Source organism: Paenibacillus qinlingensis, from assembly GCF_031455095.1.
In the GTDB taxonomy this organism is placed as follows: Bacteria; Bacillota; Bacilli; order Paenibacillales; family NBRC-103111; genus Paenibacillus_E; species Paenibacillus_E qinlingensis_A.
Genome location: NZ_JAVDSB010000011.1, coordinates 34,718 through 60,149 on the forward strand (window position 1 = coordinate 34,718; position 25,432 = coordinate 60,149).

Annotated in this window: 20 protein-coding genes; 11 read left to right on the top strand and 9 right to left on the bottom strand. The window is 46.4% G+C overall.

The genetic code is table 11. From position 1 onward, the window contains the following. Positions 1 to 72: 72 nt before the first annotated feature. The 6 genes from J2736_RS23375 (at position 73) to J2736_RS23400 (ending at position 8,107) form a co-directional block, all read left to right on the top strand. Positions 73 to 3,339, top strand: a complete 3,267-nt coding sequence (locus J2736_RS23375; RefSeq protein WP_310501009.1) for an FG-GAP repeat domain-containing protein — start codon at positions 73 to 75, stop codon at positions 3,337 to 3,339. A gap of 41 nt (positions 3,340 to 3,380) precedes the next feature. Next, positions 3,381 to 3,632 carry an acyl carrier protein gene (locus J2736_RS23380; protein WP_310501010.1) on the top strand — a complete coding sequence of 84 codons (252 nt, stop codon included), beginning with the start codon at positions 3,381 to 3,383 and terminating at the stop codon, positions 3,630 to 3,632. Positions 3,633 to 3,639: 7 nt separating this feature from the next. Beyond that, positions 3,640 to 4,839 (top strand): class-II aminoacyl-tRNA synthetase family protein, encoded by a 1,200-nt coding sequence (locus tag J2736_RS23385; protein WP_310501011.1) that lies wholly within the window; start codon positions 3,640 to 3,642, stop codon positions 4,837 to 4,839. Positions 4,840 to 4,924: 85 nt separating this feature from the next. Next, complete coding sequence (locus J2736_RS23390) at positions 4,925 to 5,842, top strand: hypothetical protein (protein ID WP_310501012.1); 918 nt, start codon at positions 4,925 to 4,927, stop codon at positions 5,840 to 5,842. Between the two features lie 90 nt (positions 5,843 to 5,932). Beyond that, the gene (locus J2736_RS23395; RefSeq protein ID WP_310501013.1) at positions 5,933 to 7,087 is read left to right on the top strand and encodes an MBOAT family O-acyltransferase; all 1,155 of its coding nucleotides are present in this window, start codon (positions 5,933 to 5,935) and stop codon (positions 7,085 to 7,087) included. Positions 7,088 to 7,138: 51 nt separating this feature from the next. Beyond that, positions 7,139 to 8,107: a sugar phosphate isomerase/epimerase family protein gene (locus tag J2736_RS23400; RefSeq protein WP_310501014.1), complete on the top strand. Its 969-nt coding sequence runs from the start codon at positions 7,139 to 7,141 to the stop codon at positions 8,105 to 8,107. A 79-nt stretch (positions 8,108 to 8,186) separates the two neighbouring features. Here the strand turns inward: J2736_RS23400 and J2736_RS23405 are convergent, their stop codons facing one another. From J2736_RS23405 to uvrB, 4 genes are all read right to left on the bottom strand, one after another. After that, on the bottom strand, positions 8,187 to 8,390 hold the full coding sequence (locus J2736_RS23405) for a hypothetical protein (protein WP_310501015.1): 204 nt from the start codon (positions 8,388 to 8,390) through the stop codon (positions 8,187 to 8,189). A 283-nt stretch (positions 8,391 to 8,673) separates the two neighbouring features. Further along, positions 8,674 to 8,826, bottom strand: coding sequence for a hypothetical protein (locus J2736_RS23410; protein ID WP_310501016.1), 153 nt, complete (start codon positions 8,824 to 8,826; stop codon positions 8,674 to 8,676). 260 nt (positions 8,827 to 9,086) lie between these two features. Further along, positions 9,087 to 11,969 carry an excinuclease ABC subunit UvrA gene (gene uvrA / locus J2736_RS23415; RefSeq protein WP_310501017.1) on the bottom strand — a complete coding sequence of 961 codons (2,883 nt, stop codon included), beginning with the start codon at positions 11,967 to 11,969 and terminating at the stop codon, positions 9,087 to 9,089. 38 nt (positions 11,970 to 12,007) lie between these two features. Further along, positions 12,008 to 14,005 carry an excinuclease ABC subunit UvrB gene (gene uvrB / locus J2736_RS23420; protein WP_310501018.1) on the bottom strand — a complete coding sequence of 666 codons (1,998 nt, stop codon included), beginning with the start codon at positions 14,003 to 14,005 and terminating at the stop codon, positions 12,008 to 12,010. 270 nt (positions 14,006 to 14,275) lie between these two features. On the opposite strand from uvrB, the gene J2736_RS23425 reads away from it, so the two are divergent. Both J2736_RS23425 and J2736_RS23430 read left to right on the top strand, forming a co-directional pair. Next, positions 14,276 to 15,067 (top strand): flagellar motor protein, encoded by a 792-nt coding sequence (locus J2736_RS23425; RefSeq protein WP_310501019.1) that lies wholly within the window; start codon positions 14,276 to 14,278, stop codon positions 15,065 to 15,067. Beyond that, positions 15,051 to 15,872, top strand: coding sequence for a flagellar motor protein MotB (locus J2736_RS23430; protein ID WP_310501020.1), 822 nt, complete (start codon positions 15,051 to 15,053; stop codon positions 15,870 to 15,872). The genes J2736_RS23425 and J2736_RS23430 overlap by 17 nt, the downstream gene beginning before the upstream one ends. Before the next feature lie 147 nt (positions 15,873 to 16,019). On the opposite strand, the gene J2736_RS23435 is transcribed toward J2736_RS23430, so the two are convergent. From J2736_RS23435 to ftsE, 5 genes are all read right to left on the bottom strand, one after another. Further along, complete coding sequence (locus J2736_RS23435) at positions 16,020 to 17,303, bottom strand: PDZ domain-containing protein (protein WP_310501021.1); 1,284 nt, start codon at positions 17,301 to 17,303, stop codon at positions 16,020 to 16,022. Between the two features lie 119 nt (positions 17,304 to 17,422). Further along, the gene (locus J2736_RS23440; protein WP_310501022.1) at positions 17,423 to 18,886 is read right to left on the bottom strand and encodes a S41 family peptidase; all 1,464 of its coding nucleotides are present in this window, start codon (positions 18,884 to 18,886) and stop codon (positions 17,423 to 17,425) included. 91 nt (positions 18,887 to 18,977) lie between these two features. Continuing rightward, the gene (locus J2736_RS23445; RefSeq protein WP_310501023.1) at positions 18,978 to 20,171 is read right to left on the bottom strand and encodes a murein hydrolase activator EnvC family protein; all 1,194 of its coding nucleotides are present in this window, start codon (positions 20,169 to 20,171) and stop codon (positions 18,978 to 18,980) included. A 165-nt stretch (positions 20,172 to 20,336) separates the two neighbouring features. Continuing rightward, the gene (ftsX, locus tag J2736_RS23450; RefSeq protein ID WP_310501024.1) at positions 20,337 to 21,254 is read right to left on the bottom strand and encodes a permease-like cell division protein FtsX; all 918 of its coding nucleotides are present in this window, start codon (positions 21,252 to 21,254) and stop codon (positions 20,337 to 20,339) included. Then, positions 21,244 to 21,930, bottom strand: a complete 687-nt coding sequence (ftsE, locus tag J2736_RS23455; RefSeq protein WP_310501025.1) for a cell division ATP-binding protein FtsE — start codon at positions 21,928 to 21,930, stop codon at positions 21,244 to 21,246. Before ftsE ends, ftsX begins: the two co-directional genes overlap by 11 nt. Positions 21,931 to 22,147: 217 nt before the next feature. Between ftsE and J2736_RS23460 the strand changes: the two genes are divergently transcribed. The 3 genes from J2736_RS23460 to J2736_RS23470 all read left to right on the top strand — a co-directional run bounded on the left by J2736_RS23460 (position 22,148) and on the right by J2736_RS23470 (position 25,425). Continuing rightward, the gene (locus J2736_RS23460; RefSeq protein WP_310501026.1) at positions 22,148 to 23,617 is read left to right on the top strand and encodes a VanW family protein; all 1,470 of its coding nucleotides are present in this window, start codon (positions 22,148 to 22,150) and stop codon (positions 23,615 to 23,617) included. 113 nt (positions 23,618 to 23,730) lie between these two features. Then, on the top strand, positions 23,731 to 24,534 hold the full coding sequence (locus J2736_RS23465) for a DUF1700 domain-containing protein (protein ID WP_310501027.1): 804 nt from the start codon (positions 23,731 to 23,733) through the stop codon (positions 24,532 to 24,534). A 3-nt stretch (positions 24,535 to 24,537) separates the two neighbouring features. Next, positions 24,538 to 25,425 (top strand): DUF4097 family beta strand repeat-containing protein, encoded by an 888-nt coding sequence (locus tag J2736_RS23470; protein ID WP_310501028.1) that lies wholly within the window; start codon positions 24,538 to 24,540, stop codon positions 25,423 to 25,425. Positions 25,426 to 25,432: the final 7 nt, after the last annotated feature.

Genomic DNA, 25,432 nt, shown 5'->3' on the forward strand with positions numbered 1-25,432 from the left:
GACCTTTATTGACAATTCTCCTATGCTTCGCAAAGGATGAATTGCAATCTTTCTAGCAATCGAGGGATCCTTTTGAATTTGTCGAAAATTCGTGTGCTCCAATACCTGATAGGGCTAAGCCTCGGCTTATTGCTCATCGTGCTCTTGCTATTATTTTTACCAAAACATGTGGAAACTAAGCTTCTTTACGCAACAGGCGGGGATTCTTACGATACCTCAGCTTATAGTAATTTCCAACAAACCTTGCAAGCTGGTGTTCACATTGATAGAAAAAGCATCATTTCTCTCTCGGCTCGCCAACTGCGCTCCTATGACGCTTTGTATCTGGATCCTGCGCTAGCGCAAGATGCCACCTGGTCCAAGCAGAGGGATAAGCTTATGAGCTATGTGAAAAAGGGCGGACATCTTTTGTTGGAAAATGAGTTCAGCGACCGCTTTCCGCTAGATTTTCTTGGTGCTGAACAACTTGTTGATTTGAAAAAAGTACCAATCGGCAACTTAGTTTTAAGCCCTCAGACCGTAGATTCGCTGACGCTTGGCTATCCACAGGTGTCTGTTAATTTACAGGGCATTCAACAATCGTTTCAATTGTTTACACAAAGCTATCTTAAGCATAATGGCATGGCCGATATGCCTGGATTTCATCTTGGATACGGCTTCAGTCCCTCTACAGGGCAATCCGTTGTCAACATGTATAAAGCATTCGAGTCGAAGCAGCCTGTCTCCCTTGTCTTGCACAATCGTGTAGGCAAAGGTGCCGTGCTCATTAGCAGTAATTTATTGCCTAATCGCTACTTCCCTACGGGCTTCGATATGGCGAGCGGAGCCGATCCGAAGTTAGGCTTTGCTCAGTTCGCTGAGAAATACTTTACGACCAGCAAAGCAACACCAGGAACGACTTACTTCAATAAGAGGGCGCTGCCGATTGAGCCGTATTTTAACTTCGCTTTCGCGGCTGCGAATATGCAGTACCGCAGTGAGCTGCTCGCCTATGTTTCGAAGGAAACGCTCGGATACAGCGTGAAGAAGAGCCTTGGTCCTTATGGACGGCCTGCGATGGCGTTTCAGAACCATTTTGAGGCGATGCCGGCGATTGAGCAAAAAGACGGCATCGCTTGGGCGGAGAAGCTGAAAGAGTATAACGAGGTTCCCTCGTTTACACTCGTGCGCAACGCCTTCTTCTGGGGTGAATGGCGCGAGAGCGTGACGGTGCAGCTCAACACAGGAACGAACGCGAAGCCGTCGTTCGTGGGTGAGTTGCCCGGCTCCGGCTACGCGAGCGGACTGCACGTGATGGCTGCCGGCATTCCATTAAGGCAAGCCACGTACGGGCCGTATCGTGAACTTGCAGGCACGATTGAGCTTCCTTACCGCGCGTACCCAGCCGCCGCGGATCTGAACGGCGACGGCCGCACCGACCTCGTCGTCGGCAGCGCGGATGGATTCGTGTATGTCTACACGAATCTTGGCAAGGATGAGGCGGCTTACGTCAGCGAGCCGCCTCCGAAGGGCATGGCGCTGCCCGACACGTTCAGCGCGCCGGCTAAGCTGATGCTGGAGAATGGCAAGCCGCTCCAGCTCAGCCCTTACAGTGCCGTTCACGCCGCTGACATGAACGGAGATGGCCGCACCGACCTCATCGTCGCAGACGAGTCCGGCGCGGTACTGCAGCTGCCGCAGCTCGCTAGCGGCAAGTTCGGTCAGCCCGCGGCTGTGCGCGCGGGCGGCACTGCGCTGCAGCTGCCCGGAGGGCCTGCAGCACCATTCGTCGCCGACGTGAACGGCGACGGCAAGCTCGACCTCGTCCTAGGCGCAGCCGATGGACGAGTGTGGCTGTACAAGGGCCGCAGCGCAGCGGCCTTGGATCTTGAACCTAAGGGCAGCGTGATCATTACGCTGCCTAACCAGGCCACGCACGCTGCGCCAGCGGTGCGTGATATGAACGGCGACGGCCGACCGGATCTCGTGGTCGGCAGCAGCGACGGTGACCTGCAAGTGTTCATCCAAGAAACCGCTGGTTCTTGGACAGATGTAGGTCCCCTCGAGGGAACAACCTTGAACCAAGTCGGTAACCACGCGTTGGTTGCTGGGCATTATTCCGTTCCTTTATGGTTGGATCTCAATCACGATGGCAACGACGACCTCATCGTAGGTGGTATCGAATTCGGCTCTCCCGTGTCAATCGATAACCCGCAATTCCCGTATAAAGCGGAGTTAAACGAGTTCATTGACTATGCGCAGAAGAATCATTTACAACTAAATCCGCACATTTTTGTACATAATTTTAAAAGTGCTGATGACGAAAAAATAGAGGTTAACCTGCATCAACAAGCTTTCAAAAAGCTTGGCATTCCTTGGCTCCATCCCGGTACGAATCAGCATACCTGGCGAATTAATAATCAAGATCATGATCAGACGCTTCTTACCGAGAAAGAGCATGGTATGTGGTACAACTTCGGTTTCTTACCTGCCGAATCACCTGTGCTCGCTCGACCAGAATCGATTTGGTCGCTTCCTTTCCTTTTGCAAGATGGGCAAGGAAAGACCGATGCAACGATGCTCATCCATGCTCCGACGCCGGTCTTACGACCAGCGGGTGACAATGCCAACACCGATGTATTCGAGTCGATGGTCAAACTGGATATGCCCATTGATTATTTTGAACATATTGAATACCATTTCCCTGATCTTATCAAGGTTGCCAATTTAACCGAATTTGCTGAGTACTTTGACAAGCTTCGTACCAAGCATGATTATAACTTTATGTCGGAAACACAGATGGCCCAATCCTTCTTGACCGCTATGCAAAGCGATGTGAAGATTAGCCAAACCTGGGGCTCCTACCTGTGGGATCGATTAAAGGATCGTCTCAGCGCAGGCAATCCCCACTTCCATGCCACATTCTCACCTGTAACGTCAGGTGTTTCTGAATTAGCTGAAGAGTATGCGAATACGTTAGGCGTCATCATTGAAAAAGGAGACAAGCTCGCGCTATATTCCCTACAAAGTGATTCTGATGTCTACACGACAATTGAGAACAAGTTGTATCTTGGATTAGCGAAGAAAACTGACATTCGCGTGGGCCCGTCAACGCAACAGTTCCATGTTGTCCGTTCAAACGTCCCTTTTACCCTTTCTAGTGAAGGCAGCACCTATCAGTTGAAGCTTGACTCCGCAGGTTTACAGCAAGTGAAATTTTTTAGTACGAGTGAACTCAAGTTCAATCCTTCTGATGATGTTAAACTTACTTTTGATGCACCAACGAACACATACACGCTGACCCGATACGGAGATGTGACGACACTTACTTTTACCGGTCCTGTCGCGCCTGCACAGTAACTCTACATTACTTTATATATTTAAATCAGGAGGCTATCCCCATGTCTAATTTATTGGAAGAGCTAGAGCAGCATATTCGCGAGCGTTACGAAATTGCCGAGGATGATGACGATTTCGATGTTGATGTTCATTTGTTCGATTATGGGTTCATTGATTCCGTTGGGGCGACTGCACTTATCGCTCATATCGAGAAGACATACAATCTGCAAGTAACGAATCAGGATTTGATGCTTTACCCAATGAACACGGTGAGTGAGATTGCCGAATTTATTTCCAAGAAGACTGCGAGGTAAGGGATTCATGAGTACAGTTAAAATTCCACTTACTGGCCTTGCTGAAAGCCAGCATGGTCAAGTCAAATACGCATCTGCTTTCGCCGATGAGCATATTCAAGAAATTCTTTTAATCGATGGAGAAATCATCATCACCCATAACTCTCCTAACGGCGACGAAGGAATTACTTCACGTGTTGAGCGACTGATTGAACGTTTCTCCCACGGTGATTTCGGATTTAAAGAAAATATTTTATTCGAAAATAAAGTCGACACGCCTTATGAAGGCGATATTATCGCTGAACTGGCTGAGCGTAAAGCGATTAAAGTGCTAGAACCCGGCCTTTTCATCTTCCGTGAACCTTTTTCTAGTCTAATGCGTTTCCTTGACTACTCGTTCGTCAGTAAAATTGCGAGACGTTTCGAAGGTGTTCAAGAAGAACAATACCCTGCGGTTATCAATAGTCATACGTTGAACAAAACGAATCATTTCACTTCATTCCCTGAGCATATTCATTTCGTAACGCATCTGCGTGAGGATCTCGATGTCATCGAGGCATTCTCCCAAACGATCCGTGAAGCTGGTGGTTGGGATCAAGAGAAGCCTTTGGCGCTGGATAACAACATGGTGAAGCCTAACTTCATGATGAACCCTTCTACGTGTTACCACTGCTATGAAGGACTTGAGAACGAAACTTTAGAAGGCGACGGCATTGTTGTGACTGCGATTGCGAAATGTCATCGTTTCGAGTCCAAGAACCATTCCGATTTCGGTCGCCTGCTCGATTTCTCGATGCGTGAAATTATTTTCGTCGGTAAGCCTGAGTTCGTGAAAGAGAATCGTTTGAAATCCATTGAGTATTTAAAAGAGTTGGCTGTTGAATGGCAAGTAGACAGCTTATTGGAAATCGCGAACGATCCCTTCTTCACCAATGATTTTCAGGTAAAAGCGTCGTTCCAACGTAATCAGGAGATGAAGTACGAACTTCGCCTGAACATTCCGCATGTGAAGAAGTCCATTGCATGTTCCTCCGTTAATTTCCATAGCAATACGTTCGGCAACGCTTTTAATATCAAAATGGGCAAACGTAACGCTGTCACAGGCTGCGTAGGTTTCGGTATCGAGCGCTGGGCGTTCGCATTCTTGGCGCAATATGGCCTCGTTGAGGCGCAATGGCCTACCACGTTCCGTGAGCAGTACAACGCTTGGCAAGAGAAGGCTTTGTAAGTTCAATTACCCCAGGGCGCTCGTCTCCTATGAACGAGTCCTTGGATTTTCATTTTAACCACTACGAAGATAATGAGTGATTCTATTGAAAGCAACCGCTGCTTTTCTCAAAAAAAATAGCTTTGCACTCGGCCTTTTGCTCGCCATCGTCGTCTCCGACCTACTCATTTCTTGGTGGAACCCGATGGCGTCTTCACGCCGTTTTTACAAAAACGACTTCACCAAAACACTCTACCACCATAGCTGGTCCCAATCGGGTCCGGTTTTCTTCGGTAATTCGGCCGTTACGGGTGCTTATATCGAAGAGAAGTCTGAGCATTCTTTGGTGGAGATGGGGCTTTCCTACGGGAAGCTGACTGATTTAAAGGGCATCCTGAAAGACAACCTGTACCAAGTACAGAATGAGCTCGTCATCGGGATCGACGTGCATACGATGCTCGACCCGCTTGAAACGGATCCGACTTACCAGTGGTTCAAACCTTGGTACCAGCCCTACGTGTACACGTACCGCGATTACTTCCGTGATTCGGGTGTAGAGTTCGCTCGCAATTTGAGCAAAGGCAGTCTAGCTTACGAGCCTCGCTGGATTGATAAGGAATTGTACCCTGGCCGCAAGGACGACGTAGCGTTAAAGCTTAAATGGGACGACTACGACAAACGGTTCGGCGCCATGACCTTGAAGGATTTTCAAGATAATCTGGATGCCCTGCAGTGGGTAATCCAGTATGCAGACGAGCATAAGCTCGCGCTGCGTGTGATTTGGATGCCGTGGAACAAAGGCTATGCCGATCCTCCCTACGTCGCTTCACTGAAGGATGCGGTTAATGCCCAGCTGAAGTCTGCGAACATTCCCACGTTGGATTTGATGCACACCTACGATCCGCGTTATTTCCATGACCTCGTTCACTTGAACCGAGAAGATGGTGCGCCGCTATTTACGAAGGAGGTTGACACATGGTTAAATTCCTTAGGAAAACCGTCGAAATCCTCATCTACCTCGTGATGCTTTACTTGGTTTTCATTTATTTTACCGGCAAGGGATTGTTCATCTACGAGAAGTTCTAAGATCTAGCAAGCGAGGAGTTCTTTAGCTATGTTTTATATGCACATGAACGCGATGGTCGCGATGAGTGGCATGATTGCCGTTCTGATGCTCACCCGCAAGTGGGCGGATAATAAGCGCATTTTGATGATCATATTCAGCTTGTGCTTTCTCCTGTTGTTTAGTAAGAAGCTCATGGTTTTCTATGCGGCTTTTACGATTATTAATTATTTCGGGTTTGTGTATCTGTGCCGAACGACGATTTGGCGGAAAGCGACATTTATTTTTGGAATCGCCGCGAATATCATAGGTGTCTTTCTGGGTGTTCGTTTTTTTGTTATGGGTGTTTTCAGCTCACCCTTGTTCGACGCCATCATTTATTTAGGACTCATTTACAACGTTCTCAAAGTGATTGATTCGTACTATTTCGCTTATTTCTTTGGAAAAGATGGCGAAGTGCCGGCCATTGATTATGCGAACTATCTCTTGTTCATTCCTACCTTTACATCCGGGCCTATTCTCAAATTCCGAGATTTCATGGCCGATAGCAAAAAGCCCTACACCGTTGATGCTAGGCTTTTCGAAGATAGTGTGAAGCGGATTATTCTTGGTTTATTTAAAAAGATTGTCGTCGTCACCTGGATGACCGGGGTGTTCGATCAAGTCTTGAAGCAAGAGCTTCATACTTGGCAATCGTTGTTCTTACTGATCTGGTTTTATGCACTCATTTACTTCGACTTCTCGGGATACTCCGATATGGCAATTGGGTTTGGCCGCTTAATGGGCTATACGATGCCTGAGAACTTCAAGAAGCCTCTCTTCTCGCCTTCCATGACGCAGTTTTGGCGCAATTGGCATGCCACGCTGGGTGATTTTTTCCGGGATCATATCTTTATGTTCTTCTCGCGTAAAACGCCCTCTACAGGGCTCACAGCCAGCTTATCCATCTTAATCATGGTGCTAATGGGTCTATGGCATGGCTTTACGTGGTTGTACTTTCTCTACGGTCTGTACCATGGCGTCATTATAGCCATTGAGAATATCTTCAAACTCACGACTGTGAATAAGAAAAAGGTATCTAAAGCATACTTCTACTTCCGCTGCTTCGTTACGCAGACACTGGTTACGTTCTCGGTCATTATTTACAGTTCCAACTACGATACCGTGCTTCGTATCTATAAAGGCTTGCTTCATTTTACTGGATGATAGTGGTATAATTTGAACTGATTGTTTTATCAATTATGGAGGTGTAATCGAATGAAGTTAGGCGTTTTTATGGTTCTTTTCGGTGGAAAACCTTTCGAGGAAGCGTTAGATTATATTGCTGCGAAAGGCTTGGACGCTGTTGAGATTGGTACCGGCGGCTACCCAGGCACTGCGCATTGCAACCCAGCAGAATTACTTGCTGATGCAGGCAAACTTAAAGCATTTAAACATGCGGTAGAGTCCCGCGGTTTGACAATTAGTGCACTGAGTGCACATGGTAACCCTCTTCACCCGCAAAAACACATCGCAAAAGAGTTTCACGATGCTATTATACAAACGATTGAACTGGCTGAGCGCCTTGAAGTTCCTGTAGTCAATACGTTCTCAGGCTGCCCTGGCGACCACGAGGATGCCAAATATCCGAACTGGCCGGTAGCACCTTGGCCGAACGATTTCCAAGAGATTCTGGACTGGCAGTGGACGAATAAAGTCATTCCTTACTGGAAAGAAACTGGTAAATTTGCTGCTGATCGCAATATCAAAATCGGACTTGAGCTGCACGGTGGTTTCTCCGTACATACGCCAGCTACGCTTCTTCGCCTTCGCGAAGCTGCAGGTGAAGCGATCGGCGCCAACTTGGATCCAAGTCACATGTGGTGGCAAGGGATCGATCCTGTTCAAGCGGTGCAAATCCTTGGACGCGCTAACGCAATTCACCACTTCCATGCGAAAGATACATCGCATGATTACAACAACACGAACCGTTTCGGTGTGACGGATATGCAGTCCTACACAAACATGCTTGACCGTTCATGGCAGTTCCGTTCCGTTGGTTTCGGTCATGATATGAAGGTATGGGCTGACATCATCTCCGCATTGCGTCTAGTTGGTTATGATTATGTTGTTAGTATCGAGCATGAAGATGGCTTAATGTCTGTAGACGAAGGTTTCTCCAAAGCCGTTCAAAACCTACAACAAGTACTCATCAAGGAACCTCTTGGTGAAATGTGGTGGGTGTAATCTGAAGCAAAAAAAGCCCACAGGCTGCAGATCTTACGATCTAACGTCCTGTGGGCTTTTCTTTGGTTACCTGTATGTACTACCAGCCTTTGATCATGATAACATCCATGAAAAGGAATACGAGTAGAGCAACGGTTCCAAAACCAAGTGCAAATAGATTTCTCTTAGGGCTGATCAATTGTCGAATAACTGCAATTGCAATAATGACTGTGAAGATCAACACATAGATATCAAAGCTTGTATACGTGCTCGTTGATGCTTCAGCTGCTTCTGCGAATAACATGGTGAAACCTCCTTATAGTGCTCGGTGCAAGGCACACGTCCTGCTATTTTAATACTATGTTAGCTTGATTGGACACGAGATGCAAGTAGTTGCATCGATGTGTAACAAGTTTGTCACCTTTTGTTTGGGATTTGGCCGATTTGATGAAGATCTTCAGGCAGATTTCTTTTATATCCCTTGTACGTATAAATTGTCCATCTGTACAACTATTTATTACTCTGAACAACAAAGCCCGTACGGAAATTCCGTACGGGCTTTGTTCACTTAGAACTTAGAGCTATTCTTATACGGCTAAGGCATCACGGTGATCATCATCCGCGGGAATTTTAGTGATTTCGGTGTCGGCTAGCTCTTTTTCCTGCCATGCTAGAAAACGGAAAGGATCAATTCCTAAAGCAGATACAATTTCCTGAAGCTCTAACGTCGGTTTCATCATTACTAGCCCCCACAACGTGATTTATATTAGAACTCGCTATATCTCTCAATCATCATGTTCGTAGTTAGGTAGAAGGAGATGTTCACTGTTTCTTACTATTATTATAGGCTTACATCCTTATTTATGGATAGAGGGTTAAATTGTCGAAGCCTGTATCATTCAATTAAGTCTTAGCAAACTTTAGGCAAAATTACACTTGTAAAAATAAAAAAGCTTGGAATTGGTTAAAAAACACCATATTCCAAGCTTACTATTCCTTATTAGCTAACGGAGCCCTCGAGCACTTCCATTCGCTTCGCATAATCTTCCGAACGCACACGATCCCGCTCCAGGATCGGCTTCAGATATTGGCCGGTATACGACCCGGCCACCTTCACGACATCCTCAGGCGTTCCCGCCGCCACGATCAAGCCCCCGCGGTTACCACCTTCGGGTCCTAGATCGATAAGGTGGTCCGCCGTCTTGATGACATCGAGGTTATGCTCGATAACGAGAACCGTTTCACCGCTCTCTACGAGGCGGTGAAGAACTTTCAGGAGACGATCGATATCATGGATGTGGAGCCCCGTCGTGGGCTCATCCAGAATATAGATCGTCTTGCCTGTACTGCGGCGGTACAACTCCGCCGCGAGCTTCACACGCTGGGCTTCGCCGCCTGACAGCGTGGTTGCTGGTTGGCCGAGGGTCATGTAGCCTAGGCCAACATCGAGAAGTGTATTCAGCTTACGATGAATGCGCGGCAAGTTCTTGAAGAACTCGCAGCCGTCCTCAATCGTCATCTCCAACACTTCCGAAATGCTCTTGCCTTTGTACTTCACTTCCATCGTCTCACGATTGTAGCGTTTGCCTTTGCAAATCTCACACGGTACGTAAACATCAGGTAGGAAATGCATCTCAATCTTGATGATGCCATCTCCGCGACAAGCCTCACAACGACCACCCTTCACGTTAAAGCTGAAGCGGCCTTTCTTATAGCCCCGCACCTTAGCTTCGTTCGTATTCGCGTACACATCACGAATATCATCGAATACTCCCGTGTATGTCGCTGGATTGGAACGCGGTGTCCGGCCAATCGGGGACTGATCAATGTCGATGACTTTATCGATATGCTCTAATCCGACAATTTCTTTATGCTCTCCAGGACGAACTTTGGCACCGTTCAAATCACGGGATAACGTTTTGAACAAAATTTCATTGATCAACGTACTCTTGCCTGAACCGGATACACCAGTTACACAAGTGAATACCCCTAAAGGTACTTTGGCGGATACGTTGCGTAAATTGTTCTCTTTGGCACCTTTTACTTCAATCCACTTGCCATTCGGTTTGCGTCGAACCGCAGGAATCGGAATGAACCGCTTGCCGCTCAAATACTGACCCGTTAAGGAATTGTCATCCTTCATCAGCTCTTCTGGCGTTCCTTGAGCAATAACCTGTCCACCGTGGATTCCGGCACCAGGACCGATATCAATGATATAATCGGCCGCCATCATCGTGTCTTCATCATGCTCAACGACGATGAGTGTGTTCCCTAGATCGCGCATATGCTCCAGCGTCTGAATCAAACGTGTGTTATCCCGTTGATGCAATCCAATACTCGGCTCATCGAGGATGTACAAGACACCCATCAGACTTGAACCAATCTGTGTCGCCAAACGAATCCGCTGCGCCTCTCCACCAGACAAAGTGCCAGCCGCACGGTGCATCGTCAAATAATCGAGTCCGACATTCACCAGAAAGCCTAGACGTGCTCTAATCTCTTTCAGGATCAAATTCGAAATCGTCAACTCACGCTCATTCAGTTGCAGACCTTTAAACCACTCTTCCGCTTCCCCGATGGAAAGAGAAGTTGCGTGGGAAATGTTCTTACCGTTAATCGTTACAGCAAGTGTTTCCGGCTTCAAACGGTGACCTTTACACTTCGGACAAGGCTTAGTGCTCATGTAGGTCTGGATATGTTCGCGAATCCCCTCTGAGAAAGTATCCTTGAATCTACGCTCCAAATTGCGAATGATCCCTTCAAATGGCACTAGCGCTTCCTTGGATGCGCCCATATCATTCTCGTAACGGAAACGGATTTTCTCGCCACCCGTTCCATACAGAATCACCTTCATTTGGTCGTTACTAATCTCAGATACGGGTACATTGCGCGGGATCTTGTAGTGTTCACAAACTGCCGCAAGAAACTGCGGATAGTAATTGGAAGTACTTCCTGCCCAGGCTTCAAATGCACCTTCTTCAATCGTGAGCTTGTTATTAGGCACGAGTAAGTCTGGATCCACGATCATCTGACTGCCTAATCCATCACAATCAGGGCAAGCACCGAAGGGGCTGTTAAATGAAAACATTCTTGGTGCAAGCTCTTCGACGCTGAATCCACACTCCGGACATGCCAAGTTCTGACTGAACAAGAGTTCTTCTTTCTCCATAACATCGACGATGACACGACCATTCGCCAACTTCAGCGCAGTTTCTAAAGAATCTGCCAAACGTGTCTGTACATCATCTTTGACCACGATACGGTCAACGACCACATCAATGGTGTGCTTTTTATTTTTGTCGAGCTCAATTTTCTCGGAAAGTTCTACCGTTTCCCCGTTTACACGAACCCTCACAAACCCTTGCTTCTGAACATCCACGAATAGCTTCGTATGCTCACCTTTGCGCCCAGAAATAAGTGGTGCTAGAATTTGAATCTTCGTGCGCTCCGGGTACTCCATAATGCGGTCTACCATTTGTTCCACGGTTTGCGAAGTAATCTCGATACCATGGGTAGGACAGTGTGGCCGCCCAATGCGAGCAAACAACAATCTTAAATAATCGTAAATCTCCGTTACGGTTCCTACCGTGGAACGTGGGTTACGGCTAGTGGTTTTCTGGTCGATAGATATTGCAGGTGATAACCCATCGATGGAATCGACATCTGGTTTATCCATATTCCCGAGAAATTGACGCGCATAGGCAGAAAGGGACTCAACGTATCTACGTTGCCCTTCTGCATAAATCGTATCAAAGGCCAGCGATGATTTCCCCGATCCACTTAAGCCCGTAAGTACAACGAACTTATCTCGTGGAATGGTGACATCAATATTTTTAAGATTGTGAGCTCTTGCTCCTTTAATAACGATCTGATCTCTAGACACAGAAACCCTTCCTCTCCTATGTGAAGCTGTTACCTCTACTAGGCATCGGCTTTCATTTCCATAATCGCATCACGCAGCTGTGCCGCACGTTCAAATTGCAGGTTCTTCGCCGCTTCTTTCATCTCGACTTCTAAGCGCTCAATAAGGGATGCACGATCTTTCTTCGACATCTTAGCACCCTTCACATCAGCCAAGTAATCTGACTTCTGCTCAGCAACCTTGGTTGCTTCAATTACGTCGCGAATTTTCTTAGCAATTGTCTGCGGTGTGATGCCCAATCTCTCATTGTTAGCTTCCTGCAGGGCGCGGCGGCGATTCGTCTCCGAGATCGCTTTCTCCATGGAATCCGTGATTTTATCCCCGTACATGATGACTCGACCATCGGAGTTCCGTGCCGCACGTCCAATCGTTTGAATCAACGAACGCTCAGAACGCAAGAAGCCTTCCTTATCCGCATCTAGAATAGCGACCAGTGAAACCTCTGGTAAATCGAGACCCTCTCTGAGAAGGTTGATCCCAATCAATACATGGAAAGTCCCCAAGCGCAAGTCCCGAAGAATCTGCATCCGCTCAAAAGTCTTAATATCCGAGTGCAAATAACGCACTTTAATGCCGATTTCCTTAAAGTAATCCGTCAAATCCTCCGACATCTTCTTCGTTAACGTGGTCACAAGAACGCGCTCGTCTTTGCGTACCCGGTCCTGAATTTCTGCGATGAGATCATCGATTTGACCTTTGGTTGGTCGAACCTCAATAATCGGATCCAACAGCCCTGTTGGCCGGATAATTTGTTGAATCATTGTCGGAGTGTGCTCCAATTCATAGGGCCCTGGCGTTGCTGATATATATAAAATCTGACTGACTTTCTCTTCAAATTCCTCGAAGCGCAGCGGACGGTTATCCAAAGCGGAAGGCAGCCTGAAGCCATGCTCTACCAATACATCTTTCCGTGCTTTATCTCCGTTAAACATCGCGCGAATTTGCGGCAACGTCACATGAGACTCATCCACCATGAACAGCATGTCGTCTGGGAAATAATCTATTAACGTATAGGGTGTTGCACCTCGTTCACGGAATGTCAGCGGTCCTGAGTAATTCTCAATCCCTGAGCAGAAGCCCATCTCTTCCATCATTTCCATGTCGTAGCGCGTACGCTGTTCCAAGCGCTGTGCTTCCAAAAGCTTCCCTTGGTCTCTCAGCTCAGCAAGACGCTCTTCCAACTCGCGGCCAATGTTCACGAGCGCGCGTTTCATCGTATCCTCGTGCGTCACGAAGTGAGACGCTGGGAAAATAGCGATATGATCGCGCTGCCCGATAATTTCACCAGTAAGAACATTAATCTCCGTAATTCGCTCAATTTCATCGCCAAATAACTCTACACGTACCGCATGTTCACTGTGTGAGGCCGGGAATATCTCCACAACATCTCCACGCACACGGAACGTACCGCGAACAAAGTTCAGATCATTGCGTTGATATTGAATATCTACAAGCCGGTGCAAAATTTCAGTACGCGACTTCTCCATCCCAACACGTAAAGACAGCAATAAATTGCCATATTCCATTGGTGACCCTAAGCCATAAATACACGATACGCTGGCAACAACGATAACGTCGCGACGTTCGAATAAGGAGCTTGTCGCCGAGTGACGAAGCTTATCAATCTCTTCATTGATGCTGGAATCTTTCTCGATGTAAGTGTCGGAGGAGGCAATGTAGGCTTCGGGCTGGTAGTAGTCATAGTAACTGACGAAGTAGGATACGGCATTATGAGGAAAAAACTCTTTAAATTCGCTGCACAACTGTGCGGCTAAGGTTTTATTGTGAGCAATAATCAACGTTGGTCGGTTAAGTTTCGCTATAACTTGTGCAGCTGTGAACGTTTTCCCTGTTCCCGTTGCACCGAGCAGCGTCTGATGCTTGTTGCCTGCTTGAATGCTCTGGACGATCTCCTCAATAGCTTGAGGTTGGTCTCCTTGCGGCAAAAAATCTGATACAAGCTCAAATTTCTTAGAGCTCATGACGAGTTCACTCATCCATTATCACCCTCATTGTCGAAATAAATCGAACTTTTATCCTATAAACTTTACCAATCGACATTCCGATATAGAAGTCTATGGAACTTTCTCGTACATATATGAAGGATTGCAATAACTATCCAACATAAGAATGTTTGTTCTCGTTTTTTCATTATACTATTTTTACATCATGGATGCAAACAGCTTTATCTGTTCTAGCCTTTCACAAGGCGGCTTTCGCGTGTTTTGGAACCTATTCTTTTTATGCTAATTAGGAGTGGTACAGTCATGGATTTGACAACAGTATTAGGTTTACTATTAGGTCTTGTAGGTTTAATCGGCGGGTATATGTGGGATGGCGGTCATATTAACTCATTGATCATCCCCAGCGCGATGTTAATCGTTTTCGGCGGAACCTTTGGTGCAGTTGCCGTCAGCTTCCCTGGCTCTATTTTAGCCAAAATCCCCAAAGCACTCGGTATTGCCTTTAAGCAAGTCAAAAGAGATCCTGCAGCAACCATTAATGAACTTGTCGATATGGCTACGGTCGCACGTAGAGAAGGTGTACTCGCACTAGAGCAACGTGCGCAGGAGCACGAGAACCCGTTCCTCAAGGACGGATTGCTCATGGTCGTAGACGGAACAGACCCCGAACTGACTAGACAAATTCTTGAGCTCGAAATGGACGCCATAGAACATCAAGTTAATAATATGTCCAAAGTATTCGAAGCTGGCGGCGGCTATGCGCCTACAATGGGGATTATCGGTACGGTTATGGGACTCATCCACGTGCTCGGTAATCTAGAAGAACCTTCATCCCTTGGCCCTGCCATTGCCGTTGCATTTACAGCTACTCTCTATGGTGTTATGAGCGCCAACTTAGTTTACTTGCCAATTGCTAACAAAATTAAAGTCCGCGGCAAAGAAATGGTTAATGAGATGGAATTGATGCTTGAGGGTATTCTTGCCCTGCAAGCTGGCGAAAACCCGCAATTGATTAAGAAAAAACTGAACTCCTTCCTCCATGATAAATCCAAAAAAGCCGTAGAGGAGGATGACCAGAATGGCGAGGCGCAGTAAGAGGCACGAAGAGCATGTTAATCATGAAAGATGGCTCATTACTTATGCTGACTTAATTACGCTGTTGCTCGTCTTTTTCATTATTATGTATGCGATGAGTAAAGTGGATGTTCAAAAGTATGCCGTTTTGGCGCAAGCCTTAAACCTCCAATTTCAAAAAGCTGACTCCGTTTTAGATAAAAACCATGGCATCAGTGGTCAAATGACCCCTAAACAAGGTGATGCAGACAGCAAAGATAAGGATTTTACAAATCGGAATCAGGATGACGAGAAAGAAGAGCACGACAAGACGAAGACAGAGGACAGTGAGAAAGAAAAGCGCGAGAAAGAGCTACAGGATCTTCTGAAGCAAATTCAGGCATATATTAAGGATCAAAATTTAGAAGCGCAAGTATCTGCGAGCGATACGGAACGCGGAGTTGCCATTACACTCAATGACTTGTTCTTATTCGATTTGGGAAAAGCCGATCTAAAAACACCCTCTTTCCCGATTCTGCAAAAGTTAGCTTCGTTATTCCCTACCTTAAAGAGCAAGGTCAGCATCGAAGGTCATACGGATGATTTACCTCTTGCTCCAGGTTCTCCTTATCGTGATAATTGGGGGTTATCGTTTGCCCGCTCCCTCTCTGTGCTTCGCTATTTTAGCGACACGGCAAATCTAGACGACAACAAATTTATTGCAACTGCCTATGCAGATACAATGCCCCAAGTGGCCAACTCTTCGGATGCGAATCGCAGCAAAAATCGCCGCGTAGAAATCATCGTGTTACGGAATGATATCGCTCCAACTACGCCAACACATTAAGACCTCGTTACGTAGAGACAATGAAGCCCTATTTTCACTGCAAAGTGGAGATAGGGCTTTATAGTTTGTTTTCTTCCAGCTCGGCTCCACTTCTGGCAAAAAAAAGCCGCCTCACCGTAGATGACTCTACTCGGAGGACAGCTCTTCTTACATGGACTTCGTCGATTTATTCGGCAATAAGCCCGTTAACTTATACCGCAAATAGCTGAACAGATGCATGGGACGCTGCTCCAAGAAGTACAGCACATCCTGATCCGGCGCCAGAAGAATACCCAGCTGGTGATGATCACCTGCGAATATACCGCGTTTCAGAAAGCGAACTTCCCCTTGATCGTTCAACACTTCCAATCGGCAGAAGGCAGAGTTAAGCCCCATAGCCGCATGCAAATCTGTCTTCGTCTTTATTTTGTATCCATTGACCTTGTGAATGATCTCACCGACCCTAATCCCTAATTCCCGAGCAGGACTGTTCGGCACAACCGATAGCACCATAAGTCCTCGCTCGGAGTGGATGTAAAAAGGCGTCTGCTTCGTTTCTAACCACTGATTATAGAGCAACAACCCTTCATGTAGAGCAATACTAAGAATTGCACCTAGCAGCACTAACGGCGTCCAATAGTGCGTAGCAACTGCTGCCCCTAGCAGGATGAGCCCATACAGGTACAGCAGGTTAGCGCTAGAGCGCGCTTGTCGCTGCGGCAGCTTGGAGATGGTCAACTCCGTGAAGCCGATCATCGCAGGGAATGCGAGCATCGTCCAACCTGCGCTCAGATTAGAGGCAAACAACGTTTGCCAAGGGAAGCTCAGCTCGCTCCCGCCTGCCATTGGCACGAGGAGAAAAAGAGGAACTGGCCAGAAGCCTTGCAGCTGCTGCCCGCCAATCATTTGCCCACGCTTCCCTTCAAGGAACAGCGGTGTCGCCATACGCGCACCTTGGAAACCAACCAGTACTCCTTCCAAGAGATGCAGCACACCTACTATGACCAGCAGGGACGGGATGTCCGCACTAGCTATCGTATCGAGAAGCGTATACGATTCGCGTAGGTGCTCAGTATTAGGAAACCAAAAGAAGATCACTTGAGCAATCCCTAGTATCCCTACTGCATAAGCTAAACACAAGAAGCGAATCCGGAATATCAGCAGCACAACCGTGATGATCCAAAGTAGGAAGACTACATCCAATTGCAGGTTCACACCTACGAAAAGAAGCAGTATCGAGGCTCCAAGGCCGCCTAACCAGCCCCAAAGCACCACGCGCCATGTTTCGCTTAATAACGAGTGAAGACGTGTGTGAAATAGTTTTCGCTCTAATTGAATTTGTTTTCTGTAATGCAGAACAATGAAAAAAATACCTATATAGTAGAAAGGATTCGTAAACAACTGCCCCATAGCCAGCAGCATTCTGTCCAATAATTGAAACCACACATCCATACGAATCTAGGCTCCTTGATAAAGAAATAGGAAGGCCGCCTAAGCAACCTTCCTACACTATTTCGACTGATAATGCTTATTTCCTGCCGCTCCGAACAATTTCCATTAACTAACGGTGCTTATTTCCCAAGCTGCTTCTGAATTTGAAAGACAGCCGCTTTCAATTGCGAGTCATTCTTCGGATCGCGAATTTGCTCTAAAATCGCTTTTTCGATTTTGCCCGCTGTGTCCGCATCAACTTCACCCGTTACCGGCAAGCCATTCGTCCGTTGGAACGCTTTGACTGCAAGAACTGTTTTTTCGCTAAAATAACCATCTGTCCGCTCCGGGTTGAAACCAATACCTGCAAGCATCAATTGCAAATTCTTCACATCATCGCTGTTGTTGTCTTGTTTCAGCACATCTTTCTTCGTCAGCGGTGCTGCTTTGAAATATACTGGTTGTTCAATCGGGATATCCGGTGTAATCCCTTTTTTGTGAATCCAGTTACCATTTGGTGTTAACCATTTGTAGACGGTCATTTTAATGTTGCTGCCATCGCCCATCTCCTTCTCGAACGTGACTTGAACCGTTCCTTTACCGTAGGACGTTTCACCAACAATTTTACTGCCTACCGCTTCCTGGAACGCACCTGCTAAGATCTCCGATGCACTGGCGCTTCCTTTATTGATTAACACCGTAACCGGATAATTCTTCCCTTTACCAGTGGAAGGTGTAGGCTCACGCTTGCCGTCCCTGTTCTCCACTTGGAGGATAGATGCTCCGCTCTTCACGAAGGGATTTACGATATCAACAACGACGTTCAATAGACCGCCTGGATCGTTACGAACATCGATGACAAGACCCTTCATCCCTTTAGTCTCTAGATTCTTCAATTCTTCTGCAAAACGAACCGCTGTGTTCGAGGAGAACTGACGAATCTCTATTTTACCAATCTGATCCTGCATCATTTCGCCGTAGACCGTTTCAACATCAATGTTGTCGCGGACCACAATGACCTGAACGGGATCTCCTGTTCCTTGGCGGAGCAAATCCAGCTTAGCTTGCGTACCCTTCGGTCCGCGGATTTTCATGACCGCTTGATTCAAGGTAAGCCCGTCCAATTTATCCCCGTTAACAGAAAGGACGACGTCTTTGGATTGAATGCCTGCCTTTTCTGCAGGTGAGCCCTTGATTGGTGATACGATGACGAATTTGCCATCCTCAAGCGATACCTCTGCCCCGATGCCTTGGAAAGATGACGTTATGCTCTCATCGAACTGTTTCGCTTCCTTCTGATCCATATAAACGGAAAAAGGATCCTCCAATGATTCCAACATCCCATTAATCGCACCGTTAACCAGTTGATCATGATCAGGTTGTTTCAAATACTTACTTTCAATAAGCTGAAATGTTGTTGCGATTTTGCTTAAATCCTTGCTCGAGAGACCGGACGAAGCCGATATGGAGGTTGCTGCACTTCCTGTTGGTTTCTCCTCCCGCCCCCAAGTGAAGGATGGATCTACAATGGTTAACGTAACAATACTGCTTGCGAACATTGCTAACAGAACAAATACAATGACCGTACGACCTTTAAACTGCAAACCGGTTCACCACCTTTTTTCCTAAAACCCTTTTTTGGACTGGCCTGTTACTAGTATATGACAAGCCCTTCCACTTTTATGAAAAAACCTCTTAACGTAGGTACGGTTTAGGATCGACAGGCACTTCATTTTTCCTAACTTCAAAATGCAAATGATTGCCCGTAGACTGTCCTGTGGAGCCCACGCCAGCAATTTTCTGGCCGCGCTTCACGACGTCGCCTACTTTTACATAAATCCCATCGTTCATAATATGACCGTATAACGTCCACAGGCCATTCCCGTGATCCACGATAACACAATTTCCATAACCGTTCATCCATGACGCATAAATAACAGATCCATTCTCCGCTGCAAGGATTGGCGTGCCTTTTGCTGTACCCAAATCGATGCCTTTATGATTCTCTGCCCGCCCTGTAACGGGATTAATCCGCGCGATGAAATCAGAGGTCATTGGTGCCTGTACAGTCAAGGGATAGCCCAGCTTGCCGCCCGCATAAGTAAACGGTGATTTCGCATTCTGCGCTGCCCGCTTCTTCGCTTGTAAATCCGCCTCTTGCTTCGCTAGCTGCGTAATCATTTTATCGCTTTCTTCCGAAATTTCCTCGAGTTCTCTCTCTTGCTTGGATAGGGAAGCAATCTTCACTTCCTTCGCCTTCTCCTTCGCTTGCAGATCATCTCTCAGCGCGTCAGCCTCCGCATAAAGCCCTTTCACATTCTCAAGTTGCTTCTCGGTGTCTGCCTTCTTAAGCATGACGGTTTCTTTATCTTTCATATTGGACTCTAGTATTTCTTTATCTTGATTAACAATAGATTTCAAAGCTTCGACCCGATTTAAAAAATCAGAAAAACTCGTTGCACTCAACACCACGTCCATATAGGAAACGAAGCCGTTCATATACATCAAGCGAACACGGGATTTCAGCATATTGTCGCGGCTTTCCACACGCGCCTCGGCTTCATCCAATTGTTTAGCACTTGCTTCCAAAGCATCTGAAACTTGATCGATTTGTTCGTTCAATTGTGTCAACTTCTTGCTAGCTTCGTTAACTTGGGAAACCAGGGCATTCATATCTTTCGTTGTCTGAGCCTTCTCTGATTGCACTTTGGTAATTTGACTTTCGGCGTTGTTAGCCTTCTGCTGCGCTTCCGCCTTCTGTTTCTTAAGCTGCGACAACTGTTGGTCAATCTTATCCGTTGCCGAAGCGGCATAGCTCGCGGCATGCGGTATAGCAAGCGATATCGCCATACCTAATGTTAAAACGACAGGTAGAATCTTCTTCTTCAAGCACGTAACCTCCCCATTTTCAAGCGTTTAATGCCCCATGTATGGTTTGAATCTCTTACGTTCTGAGTCTAGGAATCTATGAATCTTTGAAAATGAAAAAACCGAAAGAAAAGATGAAAAAGGAGGCAGAGAAACGCTCCACCCCAGTTTCATTCAAGGTTTCCACTATACGCGAAGGAATTTGCGGACGGAGATGAGGGAACCCCAAACTCCTATCACGATGCCTAGTCCTAGTAGAAGTACAGTCATCGTTGGTGCAATATTTTCAAATGGTGTTAATTTAATCATCAATAAGTTCAAATTCAATGAGCTCAAATTCAGCAATTTCCAATAACCTGCGAGAATAATAGCAGTTGGAATAGCCGAACCAATGAATCCAAGCAAGGCACCCTCAATGAAAAATGGCCAACGAATAAAAGAATTCGTCGCACCCACGAGTTTCATAATTGAAATCTCGCGTTTTCTGGCCAAAATCGTAATTTTGATCGTGTTCGCAATTAGGAACACCGCTGTAAAGGACAGCAATACAACGATACCAATACCAATCCAACGGGCAATCTTCGTCACTTTAAACAATGCCTCAACGGTTCCTTTACCGTAATTCACCTTGTAAATAGGCTTAGGATCTTTGCCAACGTTAAGTGCTGATATCTGGTCAGCTACACTCGCCACATTCCGTGGATCATCCACTTCAATCGTGAACGCATCGTTCAGCGGATTGTTATCCCCCTCGAAACCATCTAAGAGTGCCTTCCCGCTATCTCCTAGCTTTTCGCGCAAATAGACAAGCCCTTCTTCCTTCGAAACGAATTTAATCGTTTTCACTTCCGAAATCGCTTGGATTTGCGTTTGAAGCGCAGTGATTTGATCCTGAGGCGTGTTAACCTCCAGGTATACGTTAATCTCAACCTGTTGCTCAATTTGTGTAGCTACATCGTTCACATTTAAAGTGATCAGTACGAAAATACCAAGAATAAATAAGGAAATCGCAATGGAGCTGATCGACGCGAACGTCATCCAACCATTTCGCACGACATTTTTCGTACCTTCTCGGAGATGTCGAGAAACAGTACTAATCTTCATAGCCATATTCCCCCCGTAGTTGATCGCGAGCAATAAGGCCATTCTCAATTGCTATTACGCGCTTACGCATCGTATTTACGATTTCTTTGTTATGCGTAGCCATGACGATGGTCGTACCTCGGAAATTAATTTCCTCCATCAATTTCATAATCCCCCATGATGTTTCAGGGTCCAAATTTCCTGTCGGTTCATCGGCGATAATGACGGAAGGACTGTTTATTATTGCCCGGGCAATGGCGACACGCTGTTGTTCGCCGCCGGATAACTGCGATGGGAGTGAGTTGGCTTTGTCCTTCAGCTTAACGAGCTCAAGAACTTCCATGGTGCGTTTCTTGATTTGCTTCTTAGGTGCCTCGATTACTTCCATGGCGAAAGCTATATTTTCAAATATCGATAATTTCGGAAGTAAGCGATAATCTTGGAAAATGACGCCGATATTTCGACGAACATAGGGAATTTTGCGTTGTTTAAGTTTTTCTAAGTTAAAACCATTCACGAAAATTTGACCTTTCGTTGGTCTTTCTTCTCTATACATCAACTTCATGAAAGTAGATTTACCTGCGCCTGAAGGTCCAACGACATAGACAAACTCATTGCGGTCCACTTTTACATTAATGCCTCTTAATGCATGCGTCCCGTTGGCGTATGTTTTCCATACGTCCTGCATTTCGATCACAATATCACATCCTAATTATATAGATAGCCTATATCCATTCGACACAAAAGCTGAAAATCCTTCTAAATCCTCTCGGAAATTCATGGGGAATACCGTCAGTATACCATGTATTGTACAACTTTTAGCCGAAATAGGATTCTGTACTAAATTGGCAGCGAGATCGATACATATATAGAGACAGGCCGTATCACATTCGTATGTAAAGGAGTGGCTCTTCATGACACGCTCATTACGCTCATTACGCTCATTACGATCATTACGATCATTCAGAAACCCCATCCTCTATTTCTCGGTCGCTCTTGGATTATTCATAACGTGCAGCACTGCACTCTATCTATATGGTTCTCAAACTACCTTCCCTGCGAATGTCACGATTGCCGGTTGGCGCGTAGGTGGAATGCCATATGAAACCTTTCAGTCTGAATCCGAGCAGCGTCTGAAGCGATTGTCCGCTTTCCCGGTCCTCCTGCATTCATCCTATCCTGAGATTCCCGCCAAAGAGCTTTCTCTTGGCCAACTAGGTATCCGCTATGACAAGAGCCTCCTCACCCAATCCCTACAGCAATTATTTGGCGGATCTCTTTTGGAGCGGATCAAAGCGCGCTGGACCCTGCGAAACGCGAATATTCCATTGGCCGTCTCGGTAGACTCCACTCAACTTACGGCCACTGTTAAGGGAACGTGGAAAGATCTATATGCGAAGCAGCCTGTTGCCGCCAAGCGACTCCTTCAATCTCGTGATCAAGTCGGCTACGAACCCGAGCGAAATGTACTGCGAGTTGATACCGCGCATCTGCAGGAGCAACTGCAAATCATCGCCCCTAGTCTTGGTACACTCACGCATACTGCACCGCTTGGCCTCACTTTACCTGTGTACGAGTTGAGTCCGACGGTCACAATGGCAACCTTGAAGCAGCAAGGCATCGATGGCAAAATAGCTGAATTCACGACCTCGTTCCCTTCATCCGGTGAAGGACGGGTCCACAATATACGCGTTACTGCCACTTCCATTCAGGATTACTTAATGGCACCAGGAGATACGTTTGATTACAGTAAAATCATTCAACAGACCGAAACGAAATTCGGCTACAAGGAAGCGCCTGTTATTCTCAATGGCAGTCTTGTGCCTGGCATCGGCGGCGGCATTTGCCAAGTATCGACTACGCTTTATAATGCTGTTTTGCGCAGCGGCCTTGAAATCATAGAACGACGGAATCACTCTCTCCCCGTCAGCTATGTTCCACTTGGGCAGGATGCAACATTCGCAAGTGGTTATATCAATTTTAAATTCCGTAATAATACGAACAGCTATGTTTGGATTCGTACGATAACGACGGATTCGGCTGTGACTGTGAAGCTTTTTGGCCACCAAACGCCAGCTGTGACCTACGACATCGATTCCAAAATCGTGGAAACGATCCAACCCCCGATCAAATATGTGAACAATCCAAGCTTGAGCCCTGGCTTAGAACGTCCCATCAGCACAGGAAAAGTCGGATACAAGGTAGAGACTTATCGAACGAAACGAGAAAATGGAACTGTTGTGAGTAGAGAGTTAATCTCCAAGGATCAGTATTCACCTGTGCCTACCGTCATCGCAGCCAACCGTAAAGATCTTCAAACAGAGGACCCTGCGCCGAAGCAACCCATGGTGGAAGATGGCGTAAGTACGCTTGCTGTACAATGATAACGAATAAATGTGATGAAATCATGAAGGTCATGTGACTGTAGTTACTACGTCATCATGACTTTTTTCTTTTATGATAAGACTATCGAAAGAGGATTGAAGGAGGCATAACGATGAGCAAAATAGATTATTTCAAAGAATTGAACTATCGACTGCGCGGACTTCCTGAGAAAGAGCGCCAAAATATACTTAAAGTGTACGAAGAATTATTCCAAAAGGCCGTTGAAAATGGCAAGCACGAAGATGAGGTTTCACAGTCTCTTGGCTACCCGCGGGTTCCAAACTGGGATGCTCAAAAAGAGACCTCTCCTGTAAAAGAAGAAACCCATAAGCGACCAATGCCTGCCTTCGAGACTGAAGAGTTAAGAACAGAGGAAGCACCTGAACTCGGCGAAGAAAATCATCAAGATAGAGAGATACCGTATATCAAACAACCCGAGCCTGTCATCGAACCTAAACGTCCTGTACAAGCTCCTGAAGCATGGGAGCCGCCTGCCTCTGCCTACACACAGACACAGACGCCACAGTCGAATTATCCGCCTATGTACAGCAGCAACCCTTACCCGCCCCCTTATGCAGCAACTAGGCCAGAAACAGGGTTTAAAGCGATTATCATTTCCATTATGCTCGGCTTCTTTAATCTCGTGTTCGTAGTAGGTCCTTGGCTTGGGGTTTGCTGTGCGTTGATCGCTTTCTTTGTATCCGGCTTCGCCTTACTGGTCGCCCCGGTTATCGGTGTACTTACTAGCTTAGCAGGAACATCGGGAAGTGACTTCCAATTCATCTCATTTTCACTTCTTGCCTGCTTCGGCTTAGGGATTATTATTACGACGCTCAGTTCTTGGCTGCTTAAGCAGTTCTTCAAAATTAGCTGGAAGTACATTCAATTCAACGCCAAATTGATTAAGGGGGTTTAAGCCATGCAAACGAAAGTGAAATTTTTCTTAGTGACTGGCTTTATCTGCCTTGCGATAGGCCTGATTGGAGCAGCTGTGTCATTTCAGTCTTTAGATTTAGAGTCAGGCGTTGCCAACATAGATATCGAGAAGAAAATAGCCGCAGCAAATATCGATACCCTCATTATTGAAAATGATATAACAGGCGTAACCTTCGTCCCTAGCAACTCCGATGAAATTAGTGTTCATCTTGTCGGTGCTGCGCGATCGGAAACCGCACAGAATTGTACCGTCGAGGCCACGACAGAAGGCACAAACACATGGCGGGTGGATGTGTGTACGAATAAAAAAGCACATATTAACTTCGGCTTCGACATTAACGAATTAAAGAGTCTATTCGGCGGTCAACGCCTTCGTCTACGTACAGAGGTCAGTCTACCCGATAAGTTGTACAAAGCCATCACCGTTAGCACAGATACAGGCAGCATCAACTTCAAGGAAGTGAAAGCAGAGAAGTTAACGGCTAGTGCAGATACCGGGAGCATAACGGTTGACCGCTACGAAGGAAAAACATTGAGTCTTCAAACCGACACAGGCAGTATCCATCTCAATGATGGGCAGGGCAATATGAAACTCAGAACGGATACTGGCAGTATCACCGCGTCCCTTCGCGAGCTTGGAGATACTGTTTCCATGCAGTCAGACACGGGTTCTGTGCGCCTACAGTTAAATCCTGTACCTACGGATGCTTCCTTCGATCTGACTACGGATACTGGCAGTGCCAATCTAGATGTGCCTGGTGTGAGCGAACAACGATCAAGTCGCAACAATGTGAAAGGCTCAATCGGAAACGGCAGTAAAAAAGTAACGGTTCGTGCTGACACAGGCTATGTTGAGGTTAAAGGCAGATAAAAAAAGA